General features: G+C 37.5%; 15 protein-coding genes. 5 read left to right on the top strand and 10 right to left on the bottom strand.

The annotated features are described in order from the left end of the window. Positions 1-50: 50 nt before the first annotated feature. From ACEN4N_RS01300 to ACEN4N_RS01325, 6 genes are all read right to left on the bottom strand, one after another. Positions 51-1,127 (bottom strand): serine hydrolase domain-containing protein, encoded by a 1,077-nt coding sequence (locus tag ACEN4N_RS01300; protein ID WP_407093542.1) that lies wholly within the window; start codon positions 1,125-1,127, stop codon positions 51-53. Positions 1,128-1,252: 125 nt separating this feature from the next. Continuing rightward, on the bottom strand, positions 1,253-2,032 hold the full coding sequence (locus ACEN4N_RS01305; protein ID WP_407089324.1) for a formate/nitrite transporter family protein: 780 nt from the start codon (positions 2,030-2,032) through the stop codon (positions 1,253-1,255). Positions 2,033-2,206: 174 nt separating this feature from the next. After that, positions 2,207-2,632: an acetyl-CoA hydrolase/transferase C-terminal domain-containing protein gene (locus tag ACEN4N_RS01310; RefSeq protein ID WP_407093566.1), complete on the bottom strand. Its 426-nt coding sequence runs from the start codon at positions 2,630-2,632 to the stop codon at positions 2,207-2,209. After that, positions 2,578-2,850 (bottom strand): hypothetical protein, encoded by a 273-nt coding sequence (locus ACEN4N_RS01315; protein WP_407089323.1) that lies wholly within the window; start codon positions 2,848-2,850, stop codon positions 2,578-2,580. Before ACEN4N_RS01315 ends, ACEN4N_RS01310 begins: the two co-directional genes overlap by 55 nt. Positions 2,851-2,866: 16 nt before the next feature. Then, the gene (locus tag ACEN4N_RS01320; RefSeq protein ID WP_407089322.1) at positions 2,867-4,048 is read right to left on the bottom strand and encodes an acetyl-CoA C-acetyltransferase; all 1,182 of its coding nucleotides are present in this window, start codon (positions 4,046-4,048) and stop codon (positions 2,867-2,869) included. Between the two features lie 350 nt (positions 4,049-4,398). Further along, positions 4,399-5,301: a LysR substrate-binding domain-containing protein gene (locus ACEN4N_RS01325; RefSeq protein ID WP_407089354.1), complete on the bottom strand. Its 903-nt coding sequence runs from the start codon at positions 5,299-5,301 to the stop codon at positions 4,399-4,401. A gap of 209 nt (positions 5,302-5,510) precedes the next feature. Here ACEN4N_RS01325 and ACEN4N_RS01330 point away from each other — a divergent pair, with 209 nt between their 5' ends. Both ACEN4N_RS01330 and ACEN4N_RS01335 read left to right on the top strand, forming a co-directional pair. Then, entirely contained in the window at positions 5,511-6,716 is a 1,206-nt protein-coding gene (locus tag ACEN4N_RS01330) for an acyl-CoA dehydrogenase family protein (protein WP_407089321.1), read from the top strand. Positions 6,717-6,739: 23 nt separating this feature from the next. Further along, the gene (locus ACEN4N_RS01335; protein WP_407089320.1) at positions 6,740-7,210 is read left to right on the top strand and encodes a MaoC family dehydratase; all 471 of its coding nucleotides are present in this window, start codon (positions 6,740-6,742) and stop codon (positions 7,208-7,210) included. A 48-nt stretch (positions 7,211-7,258) separates the two neighbouring features. On the opposite strand, the gene ACEN4N_RS01340 is transcribed toward ACEN4N_RS01335, so the two are convergent. Genes ACEN4N_RS01340 through ACEN4N_RS01355 form a run of 4 tightly spaced genes read right to left on the bottom strand, consistent with a single transcriptional unit; the run spans position 7,259 to position 10,046 of the window. Beyond that, entirely contained in the window at positions 7,259-7,693 is a 435-nt protein-coding gene (locus tag ACEN4N_RS01340) for a GNAT family N-acetyltransferase (RefSeq protein ID WP_407089319.1), read from the bottom strand. A 40-nt stretch (positions 7,694-7,733) separates the two neighbouring features. Then, positions 7,734-8,972 (bottom strand): ArgE/DapE family deacylase, encoded by a 1,239-nt coding sequence (locus tag ACEN4N_RS01345; RefSeq protein WP_407089318.1) that lies wholly within the window; start codon positions 8,970-8,972, stop codon positions 7,734-7,736. Positions 8,973-8,996: 24 nt separating this feature from the next. Next, positions 8,997-9,542: a TIGR01440 family protein gene (locus ACEN4N_RS01350; protein WP_138404590.1), complete on the bottom strand. Its 546-nt coding sequence runs from the start codon at positions 9,540-9,542 to the stop codon at positions 8,997-8,999. Then, a complete protein-coding gene (locus ACEN4N_RS01355; protein WP_138404591.1) occupies positions 9,543-10,046 on the bottom strand; it encodes an ECF transporter S component in 504 nt (167 codons plus the stop codon). A gap of 168 nt (positions 10,047-10,214) precedes the next feature. Here ACEN4N_RS01355 and ACEN4N_RS01360 point away from each other — a divergent pair, with 168 nt between their 5' ends. The 3 genes from ACEN4N_RS01360 (at position 10,215) to ACEN4N_RS01370 (ending at position 11,764) form a co-directional block, all read left to right on the top strand. Further along, positions 10,215-10,625, top strand: a complete 411-nt coding sequence (locus ACEN4N_RS01360) for a VOC family protein (RefSeq protein WP_407089317.1) — start codon at positions 10,215-10,217, stop codon at positions 10,623-10,625. An 84-nt stretch (positions 10,626-10,709) separates the two neighbouring features. Beyond that, a complete protein-coding gene (locus ACEN4N_RS01365) occupies positions 10,710-11,213 on the top strand; it encodes a hypothetical protein (RefSeq protein ID WP_407089316.1) in 504 nt (167 codons plus the stop codon). A 221-nt stretch (positions 11,214-11,434) separates the two neighbouring features. Then, positions 11,435-11,764 carry a DsrE family protein gene (locus tag ACEN4N_RS01370; protein WP_138404593.1) on the top strand — a complete coding sequence of 110 codons (330 nt, stop codon included), beginning with the start codon at positions 11,435-11,437 and terminating at the stop codon, positions 11,762-11,764. Positions 11,765-12,096: the final 332 nt, after the last annotated feature.

Consider the following 12,096-nt stretch of genomic DNA (forward strand, 5'->3'; position numbering starts at 1 on the left):
ATAGAAATAACCGCCTTGAGGCTAGACCACAAGGCGGTTATTAATTTGTGTTATAAAGCTTCTAACTTCTCCATCAGTAACAAACTTCCGAGTAAATTTGACGGAATTCCTTGATCCATCGCAACATTGGATAGAACGACAACACCAACACCTTCCGCTTTATTAAAGCCAATGTAAGAGGTGTAACCACCGGTTCCTCCGTCATGCCAAATAATATCCTCCTCTTGATTGAGCATCCATTGATAAGCAACGGCATCAATTCGAATTCCTAAATCGCCATTGTCACCTGAAGTGGCATTCACTTCACTGAGCGGATCATGAGACGCTTGAATTTCAGCATTCGCTTCTGAAAGTTGCAAGTCCAAGTAACTTAACATGTCCTCGATGTTTGATATTAAAGCCCCTGCCGGGACATATGCTTCCGTGTCTTTTGACCAGCACCAGTTATTTCCTAATGTCGTTTCTTCCTCAAATAAATACGTCTCTTCTAGTCTTAAGTCTTCACTTAGATAATTTTCCAGTAACACAGCATAATTTTCCTCGTAAATACTTTCCAAGACCAGTCCTAATACACCGGCATTAAAATTCGAATATTGAAAAGCTTGCTCGCCTACTTTTGTCGTATTTTCAGCAACTTCTTCAAGCATCATCTCGCGTGTCACACCATGATATGGGTTAGCGCCTTGTGTTAAATTATCAATGATGATTTCATTTTCAAAGAAAGTGGGGTATCCGGATGTATGAGTCAGTAATTGTCGGATGGTTGGGTAGTCAGTATCTTCCGGTAGGTTTAAATACTCACTGATTGAGTCGTCGATGTTTAATAAACCCTCTTCAACCGCGCGAGCAACTAAAGTACCGGTAAAAGTTTTAGTGATCGAGCCGACTTCATAAGCATGTATTGGCTTTGACTCATCTATACCCTCCTTTGTATAAACTTGAAAGTCTGTTTGACCCTTTTCTATATAACCGATGGTAATAATAGCGTCGTCACTGGCATTTACGGCTTCTTCAATCACACTATCAAAGCTCGGTCGGTCTTGAGAAAGGCTAGGCACTGTTATTAATGCAGAAAGCAGAACGATAGTGGCTAGTCCCCATTTGATGAACCGTCGGTTTAATTTCATTATAATAAACTCCTCTAATTTAAGTCATTGAATCTGTCATCTATTATACTGAAACATCTTAGTATTATAACCCTTTTTGCATAAAAAAAGATTCCTGTACTGTGACAGAAATCTGAGTATTTATATTAGTCTAAGTAATTAGTTTTCGTTGAATCTAACCAAGCATAACCTAAGCCCATGATGAGTCCTCCGCCGATATAGTTAGCAACAAAGACGAGTAACCAATGCATGATAACATTACCGAATGTGAAACTGTCAATAACACCTGGATTTGTGAACATAACTAATGAGAATCCACCAAAGTTTGCAATCACGTGTTCGAAGCCAAAATAACAAAAGATAAAAATAATTGCTACGACAAATAAAATTTTAGCGCTTGTTTCCTTAATTCGAACCGATCCAATAATGGCAATATTCACTAGAATATTCGCGATGATTCCGTCGAAAAACATGGCTCCGTATGGTTTGGCTAGCTTTTTTTCAATCGCATTATACATATAATGTGTTGCCTCTAAATTGCTAAATAAAGTGGTGCGACTCAACATAAAAGCAATTGCCATACTCCCCAGTAAATTAAATAACGTACACACTAGCAAAATACCCACTGCAGACCGCGCTGGAATCGCTTTGCGGTATGTGGCATTTGTTAAAAACATCATATTAGATGTGGCTAATTCTCCATTGAGTAAGATAATCGTCACTAAGCCCCATGGGAAAAGAAGCGCATAAATGGCCCGACCAATGACTGGATCAATGCCACTAAAGTGGTTGGCAGCAATAAAGGCCACCGCTGATCCTAAGGTCAAATACATTCCTGCATACATCGCCCTCACAGCATATCTTAGAAATTCTGAACGATATAAAACCTCTTTTTTCTTAGCAACGTCATCGATATAATTATTCATCCTAATCTATCTCCCCCATAAATTTTACACTACTACTATAGCACATTTTTTATGAGATAGAAGCAATTCCATAAAAATTATTTATGAAAATTTCGAAATATTAAAAGCCACTGAGGACTTAATCACAGTTTCATATCCGTGATTCAAGTACCTAAATGACTTTCATAATATATATTAAACAATTGCAGCAACTGATTCTTCAACTTCTAAGTAGCCCATTTCAATGGCTTGTTGACGTAATTCATCTCTAAATTTTGGATGAGCAATATTAATTAATGCTTCTGTACGTTCAAAAACTGTCTTCCCTTTCAATTGTACTGCTCCATATTCTGTTACGACTGTATCAATATCATTTTTTGTCGTTGATACGGGTGATCCTGCGTGGAGAACTGGCACTATCGTTGAGATTGAATCATTCTTGGCTGTTGAATAAAGGCATATAATTCCTTTACCTGCCTTAGATAAGCGAACCCCTTTTGTAAAGTCAGATTGGCCACCTGTAGAAGAATAATAAGTATCTTGAACACGTTGAGAGTTACATTGTCCTAAGAAATCAACTTGAACACTTGAGTTAATAAAATACTTGCCAGTGACGGAAATTGTTTAGAAACGATTTGAATTACTTTTATAAAGGTGTAAAAATCCTCTGTCTCTGATTCTTGAGAAAGTAATAATCGAAAGATGTCACGCTTAAAGAAGTAATCAACATACTCTGTAGGAAATTCTTCCGTCGCATCATAATGCTTTGTTACTCGAGCTAACTCATCATTCGTGTATTGGGTAATTTCTTCTAATAAAGCATGAGACTCTTTCGACATTACACATTCTCCTTTTTTATGGTCGTTTAACGATTAAGGCAATCCCTTGCCCGCCACCGATACATAATGTAGCGAGCCCTGTTTTAGAATCACGTTTTATCATTTCGTGTAATAATGTCACAGTAATTCGTGCACCACTTGCCCCAATTGGGTGTCCTAGAGCGATTGAACCACCATTGACGTTGACAATATCTGTATCTAATTCTAATTCTTTAATCACACTTAATGCTTGTGCCGCGAAAGCTTCATTCGCTTCAATTAACTCAATGTCCTCTAAGCTCATATTTGCTTTAGCTAATACTCGGCGTGTAGCTGGGATTGGACCTGTCCCCATAATTTTTGGATCTACCCCGCCACTTGCGTAAGCGACGATTGAAGCTATTGGTGTTAAACCTAATGCTTCTGCTTTTTCTTTTGACATCAAAATAAGTATCGCAGCACCATCGTTGATTCCAGATGAATTACCTGCAGTAACAGATCCGTCTTTTGCGAAGGCTGGACGTAATTTCCCTAAAGATTCCATCGTTGATCCAAAACGTGGGAATTCATCAGTATCAACCATCACTGGTTCACCTTTACGTTGTGGAACGGCAATTGGAACGATTTCGTCTTTGAAACGTCCAGCTTTGATTGCTGCTTCTGCACGGTTTTGACTTGACACGGCTAACTCGTCTTCCATTTCACGAGTTAATCCAAATTTTTCTGCGACATTCTCAGCTGTCACACCCATATGGATATCATCAAAAGCGTCTATTAAACCATCTTTTAAGATAGTATCAACAATTTGACCGTCTCCCATACGTTTACCCCAACGTTGGTCGTTTAATACGTAGGGTGCTTGACTCATACTTTCTGTTCCACCCGCAATAACAACTTCATTGTCTCCGGCTAGGATTGATTGTGCTGCTAAAGCAACAGTTTTAAGTCCTGATCCGCACACTTTGTTCACTGTAAATGCAGGAACTTCTTTTGGAATACCTGATTTAATAGCGATTTGGCGCGCAACGTTTTGTCCTAATCCTCCACTAAGTACATTTCCTAAGATCACTTCGTTAATCTCTTGAGGGTCTAAGTTGATGTCTTTAATACTTTCTTTCACTACTTGTGTTGCTAAATCCACAGCAGAAACATTTTTGAATGCTCCCCCAAAGCTTCCGATTGGCGAACGACGTGCTGATACAATTACTACTTCTGTCATTTTGCTTCCTCCATTTTTATATATGTCTTAGTTTCATTTATTAAGCGTTTACAATTATAATTCTAATGCTTGCATCGATGAATTTCTAACATACTAAATTTATCGTTTCTATAAGCTCGACTTATATCTCATTTGAAGGGCTTATTGATACCCATTTTGTGTGTTGGGGTTTGTCGGGAAATTATAGTTTTCATAAAATTTTTGTATAGAAAATGTGGGATGGAGGTCAGTAGTTTGAGGTCATATAGTGTCACTTTTCGAGGATGTTCAATCACAAAAAAATAGCATCAGCAAGATCACCTCACCAACACTATCTTAAAATTAATTATTGTTCGTCTAACTTAAATTCATTACGCGACAGGTTGATAGAAGAAGTCGAGCATATTTTCAAGCAGGATTTCTTCAACGTCGCTATAAGGTTTTTTCTTAGATCGACATAATAAGACGTTAAATGGTACGAAATCATGGAAATGCTTCACCGCAAATTCAACGCTACTCAAGAAACGATCTACTGGCTTTGGTAGGATGGTTACGATTTCATTATTACGCGTCGCTTCGATTAAATAATCCCATGAAGCAGACGTAAACATCACATCATTGGGCACATTGTTTTCGGTTAATTTACTTTTTACTTGCAAATGCGTTGTAAAAGTATCATTAAATGTCGCTAAACTATAAGGCTTTAATTGCGACCAGTTCAACAAATCATCAGAAGCTAAAGGATGGTTCACATCCATAAAGGCTGTCATTTCATTAATGTCAATCACATGTTGTTCGAAACCTTTCAGGTCTAAGTTCGTCGGTTCAATTAAAAATGCGAAATCAAGATCGTTATTAATCAACATATGTCTGAGATCATTACAGCCACCTTCGGTAACTTCAATGCGGATGTCTGGATGTTCTAACACAAAGTTTGGTAAATACGTTGAAAAGTAAACTCGCAATATTAAAGATGGAATGCCTAGTCGAATGGTTCCTTTTTGTTTAGAAGCCTCTCTTCTCACTAGCTCTTCCATCTCTATACTTTTTTGCGTAATATCTTGAGCATAGCGATATATCTTTTCTCCACTTTCAGTGAGTTCATCTAATCGTCCATTTTTTCTTTTAAATAGTTCGACTTCTTCTTCTTTTTCAAAATTTGTAATGAATTGGCTCAAAGCTGATTGACTAATGTGAATCTTCTTTGCAGCTAATGATAAATTGCAACCACATTCGACAATATTTATGAAATAATTCATTTGATTTATATCCATTCTCATAAAAATTTCAAACTCCTTTTTGCTTACATAAGATAGGTTACTTCTTTTTTAATCGCTTGTAAACGCTTATTTTTAAAAATATCATAAGCTGAGCTAATACGATGTTTAATTATTAGTAATTAGTAATTCTTCTAAAGTGGTTATATTATAGACTTGTAAGCGTTTATATACAAATTAATTTAACCAAAAAAGGAGCAATTTTTATGACAACAAAAGCAGATATCGTAAAGGAATTATATCCAGAAGATTTATATGGATATGCAGAAAAATTAACTGATGGCGAAATTGAAGTATTGCAAGAAGTTCGTGAAGCTTTAGAAACTCACGTACGTCCTGTCATCGCTGAGTACTGGGAGAATGCCGATTTTCCATTTGAGGCATTTAAAAAAGTTAGTGATGTTGGAATTATAAATAATCCAAAGTTATATGTTGGCCGTGAAGGGAAACGTAAGCCAAGTGAATTATATACGGCTTTCTTATACTTAGAACTAGCTCGTTTCGATGCATCCATCGCAACTTTCTATACTGTTCATGGCGGCTTATGCTACAACACAATTTTAATCGGTGGAGACGACCGTCAAATCGAAGAATTCGCACCTAAGTTAGCTTCATTTGAATGGCAAGGTTGTTTTGGATTAACTGAACCGGATCACGGTTCAGATATTGCAGGTGGCTTAGCAACAACCGCTCGCCGTGAGGGAGACAACTGGATTCTTAATGGAGAAAAACGTTGGATTGGAGGTGCGGATACTGCGGATGTTATCCCAATTTTCGCACGTGACGTTGAAGATAACCGCATCAAATGTTTCATCGTTCGTAAAGGTGCCGAAGGTTATGAGGCTAACCCAATTCCACACAAAGGGTCTTTACGCGCAATCCGTAACGCACACATTAAATTAGAAGACGTTGTTGTGCCTGAAACAGACCGCTTAGCTAACATTAACGGCTTTGGTGATGTTGCGAAAATCTTAGTCTTCACTCGTGCAGATGTGTCTCATATCGCGACGGGTGTGACAGCAGGTGCTTTCATTTCAGCATTAAAATACGTTAAAGAACGCGACCAATTCGGAAGAAAATTAGGTGGCTTCCAATTAGTTCAAGAAAAATTAGCCCGTATGCAAGCAAACGTTGTTGCTAACATTGGCTACTCAGTGCGCTTAGCTGAAATACAAGAAACAGAACGTCCATCAATGTTAAATTCGTCTCTAGCAAAAATGCACAACTCACTGACAATGCGTGAAACTGTTGCAATGGCGCGTGAAGTTTGTGGTGGTAATGGTATTACCCTAGAATCTGAAGTAATGCGTTTCTTCACAGATGCAGAAGCTATCTACACTTACGAAGGAACTCATGAAGTGAATGCTTTAATCGTTGGCCGTGAGTTAACAGGTTTAGGTGCATTTACATAAAATTAAAAAAATGTGGGGTAAATATGAATAATAAAATATTCCGTTTAGAAGATTTAAAGATTGGAGACAAAATAGATTGTGGCTCTTATCAAATAAGTCGAGAGGAAATCATTGATTTTGCACAAAAATATGATCCTCAGTTTTATCACATTAATGAAGATAAAGCGAAGAACTACCCGTTTAAAGGTTTAATTGCAAGTGGTTGGCACACAGCATCTATTGCTATGGGGATTATAGTTCGATCATTAAACATTGAGCACGGTATGATTGGTTCGATGGTCAACCTATCTTGGCCAAATCCAACTCGACCGGATGATATTCTATACGTTAAAACTGAGATTCTGGATATCAAGCCTTCTAAATCAAAACCATATCAAGCAGTCGTAGAAGTAAACTGGATTGTAAAAAATCAAAAAGATGACATTCTTCTAAAAACAAAATCGACAACACTTATGTTCTATGAAAACCCCAGAAACCATTCGAAAAATCCTTAAGCAAAAAGTCCTAGAAGAGATCACTCTTTTCTAGGACTTTTTCTTTAGTTAATAATTTGGTAGGCGTTTGTATAAAGCATATTTAGTCAGACCACGTCTTGGGTAATCATTCATTGAACCTGATAATGTGTAACCTAATTTCTGATAGAAATCTAAGGCTTGATAACTCAAGGTTGATAAGGAAACAGTATGTACTCCAATCGATTCAGCATACTGCTCCATTTCCTTTAATAACCCTGTTCCAATTTGTTGACCACGATACGCTTTTTCTACAGCTAATGCATTCACATGCGCTGTCTCAAATTGTTTTGTAAAGGCGATGCCGCCTGCAAAACCAGATTCATTCACGGCTTCAATCGCATACAGTTTAGATTCTAAATTCTCATGTTCTGGATAATTTTCTAACGTATGCGCATCTATTAAGGTATCTATCTTCACAAGAGAGACCTCAGGAATTTGTGCTTGAGTGTATCTCATCGTCATAATTCATTCACCCTCCATTGAATTTGTACGCGTCGTTCAATTATTTGCCTTCAGCAAATTTTGTAATCAGTTCAATATAAATATCCACAAAGTTAAAATAAGCTTCCTTACTCACGTATTCATCGAGTTGATGGGCAGAACTTGTCTGACCTGGTCCAAAGACAACAAAGTGGAAGTCTTCGCCTTTATCAATCAGTAAATTCGACGCGTCTGTGACACCAGTCGTTGGTCCAACCAGTAGGTCTGTACCTAGTTTATCTTCCCCAATTTCTTTTGATAATGTCGCTAAAAGATTATCACCTGTCGTAATAATTGGTGGTAAATATAGTAACATCTCAAGAGAAAGTTCTGCTCCTGTCCCTTCATACTCTGCCAATACTTGATTGAAAATATCTCGCATTTGTTCGTTATCAAATTCTGTCACCGTTCTCGCATTGAAGTAAGCTTCGGCTTTGTCCGGTACTGAGTTAATTTGTGAGCCACCGTTGAACAATGTATTAGTTAAGACCGCTCTTTTTAGAAGATCTGCTAAATCTTTATTTCCTTCGGTGTCATCTTTAGACCCACCAAAATTTTCAATGACGGGAGTAAAATCAAAGCTTGAGAAATCAGTCTCTTGATTCACACTCTCAAATGTTCCAATGACGTGTTCAACAAAGCCCATTAATGGTTCAATCGCATTCTTACCAACTTTTGGCATGGAACTGTGAGCCGATTTCCCGCGAGAAGTTACTTTAAAGTTCATTGATCCTTTGTTGGCAATGTTTATGACATCACCTGTTGGTTCAGCAATAATCATTGCTTCAACGTCATCCATGTAGCCATTTTCACGTAAATATTTTGACCCGAGTTGCGTACTTTCCTCACCCGCAGTCACTAATAAGCGAAGCGTTCCTTGAGGTAAGGCTTCGGCTTCTTTGATTTCAATCATCGCAATGACAAGTGCTGCTAATCCTGCTTTCATATCCGCAGTCCCGCGTCCATATAGTTTATCGTCTTCTTCAGTTAAGACAAAGGGATCATATTTCCAATCAGCAGCGTCCCCTTCTGACACTACATCCATATGACCTGAAATTCCAATCAGGGGGCTACTGCTTCCGAATTCAGCCACTAAATTGGCGCGTCCTTCATCGACTTCAATCACTTCTGCTTCAATCTGATGTTTATTTAAGACGTCTTTTAAATAAGTTGCAACTTCGATTTCATTTCCATTAACTGATTTAATCGCAACTAAATCTTTTAATAGTGATATCTTATCTTCATTTGAAAAAATACTCATACATTCCACTCCTTAATATTTTCCTTAATTAGCGTACTGTGCGCGAGGTCCCCCAATGAATTTTGGTCGAGTTCTTAAAGCTGTGACATGGGCTGAGCCTAATCCCTTAATGCTTGGGCGCACGGGTACTTGGACATGTTTAACATGCATCCCAATTGCCGTATCTCCAATATCTAAACCAGCTTGTGCAACAATATGTTCAACGACAACTGGATCCGTAAAGTATTTAAAGGCTGCCACCGAGGCTGCACCTCCAGCATTTAAAGCTGGTACAACAAACACTTCGTCTAAGTCAGCTTGCTTTGCAAAGGCGCGTTCAACAACAAGCGCTCTGTTCAAATGCTCGCATCCTTGAACGGCTAAATTAATTTGATGCTGGTCTAAATACTCTTTCAGTGTTGAGACAATGAGTTCGCCGACTTCTTGACTGGAATTTTTCCCAATCATGCCTCCAACAACTTCACTTGTACTACACCCTAAAACAAAAGTATTCCCTGCTTGTAATTGGGCTGCCTCTAGTACATCTTCTACAATTTGAATTAAATCATTCGTTAACTTATCAGTGTTCATTTAATTACCTTCTTTTGCTGGATTAAAACTTGTTTTCTTAAGACCTTTTAACATGGCGATCGTGACTAAACTTCCAAAAACTGTCTGAACAAGATTCCCTGGAATTGACGCCATCGCTGCTGGCCAAGTATATAGTAACATGGTTGCTAAGAAGTAGCCGACAATCATGCTCGCACTTCCAAGTACTAAGCTCATACTTAGTTTAAAGGAACTTGTTAATTTTTGATATAAATATCCAACTAACAATCCTTGAATACCATGGATGATGATTGAGAATAAAGCCCATTGAGGTGCGCCAGTTAATATATCAATAAGTCCACCACTCAATGCCCCAACCCAAAAGCCACCTGCGGGACCAAGTAAGACTGCACTTAAATATATACCCGCCTCACATAATGTAACAAATCCGTTCATTGCTGGAACCGGAATAATCACTAATAGGGAAATAGCAGTCGTTAAAGCAGTTAACAACGCGATTTTAACTAAATTATTTGTTTTAAACATTCCCATTCACCTCACTTTGTATTCTATTATTATAATACAAATTTGACCCTTTTTATACGCTTATTAGAAATTAATTAGAAACAGTCGCTTTCATTGTTCGACTGATTGTATTATTTTGTTTTGATATTTTGGAGTGGTAAAATAAAGAAAACATTAGGAGTGTATATTGTGAAAAACATTATCCCATCATTATGGTTCTCAGATAACAATTGTGAAGAAGCGCTTAATTATTATGTTTCTATTTTTCCTAATTCAGAAGTCACGTCCATCGAATATTATCCGGATGAGTCTTTAAATGAACATTTTAAAGGCATGGCTGGCAAAGTTATTAATGCTGAATTTGTATTGAATGGCCAGAAATTTATTGGTCTAGATGGCGGTCCGTATTTCCGATTTAACGAAGCAATTTCATTTACGATTGCTTGCGAAGATCAGGAGGAGATTGACTACTACTGGTCAAAAATATCTCACGTTCCAGAAAGTGAGCAATGTGGTTGGGTTAAGGATGCGTACGGTCTTTCTTGGCAAATTATCCCGAGTCACTTAAATGAATTGCAACAAACTTACGCTCAAATTTAAACCTAGATGAATACGAAGAAAATTATTATAAGCAACTTGGAAGCAGCAGTTTTGGAAAACTAAATTTTATCACTGGAGGTAACTATGCAACATCATTTAACTATTCAAGAAGCTATTTTTACTTTATCAAATTTTAATAAACAAATTGACCAACTTACTTACCGTTTCCGCTCAAATTTCTTTGGACCGGTGAAAGTGGACGGTAAGCCAATTGCCCATGATGATAAAGCTAAATCGAATGAAGAAGAATTGGTAAAATACAAACAACTGATTACCGACATAAGCGCTTTGCGTCACGCCATTGCACAGGCAAATAATGAACTTATTGTAGAAAATCATAGTGTCACTTATCAGCTCGAATGGGTTCGTCAAACGCGTTTACTATTGACGCAACTTGAGAATTTAATTCAGCGCCAAGAAACACGCGTTGAGACGGGTGTTGGCGTGGTCGAATATAGTGCTTATAATGAGTCATCGATTCGCGAAGACATTGACCGACTTACGAAAGAAGTTAATAAAATTTCTTCTTTAATCGATCAATCGAATGCAAACTCTATGATTTCAATTGATTTACTCACTGAGATTTAACACTTTTGGTAGAGTCTTTGTGTACTTAAAACTAGATTGAACGGTTGCGACTGACGATTAATTTAATATTACGATTAAAGTTTAACGATTAAAAACCACTGCAGCTGATAAATATAAAGACTCGATGGATTGTTTACGCAATCAAAAACTTTTTGCCGGCAGAAGTTTTGCCTTTACACGCTGGTTTATTTCTATTTTTTCAAAAGTAAAGAGGTGAAACGATGAAAAAAGTCATATTTCATGCTCACGAATTAGAGGATTGGTCAAAAGTTATTGCTAGTGCTAGAAATGCCTTAGCTGATTTAGTTAACGTTGATATAGTTATTCTTGGAAACGGACCTGCCGTTCAAATTGTTAGTCACCCTGATATTGCTTCGAAAGCTGAGCCTTTGTTAGAAAAAGGTGTTACTTTCGAGTTATGCGGACATGCTTTGGCTGCACAAGAATTAACACAAGAACAAGCAGAAGCTATTCACTTTACATACGTCCCAAGTGGCGTGGTTGAACTGATTGCCCGCCAAGAAGACGGCTATGCATATATACGCGCATAAATAACAGCCCACCCTATTCAGTATTGATACTGAGTGAGGTGGGCTGGTTTTTTGGGATTGGTTGTTGGATTCGTGTCCCTGAGGTTTTTTCAGGGACACGAATTCACCCACTTTACAAATTATAAAACCTAACCTCTCCTAAATATATGAAACGAACTTAATAAAACGTTTAGTACTGGGATTCCGTACTCTAAAATATAACTCATGATACGGTAAAATCGAGTATAAATTTTCATTAGCATTTTTCATTATAAACGGACAATGCATACAAAATATACAATGATAAATTGAATAAGACTAAGTTATATAATACAAGCATAACTAAAGCCACT

It is taken from the genome of Ruoffia sp. FAM 20857 (assembly GCF_045528645.1).
Taxonomy (GTDB): domain Bacteria; phylum Bacillota; class Bacilli; order Lactobacillales; family Aerococcaceae; genus Ruoffia; species Ruoffia halotolerans.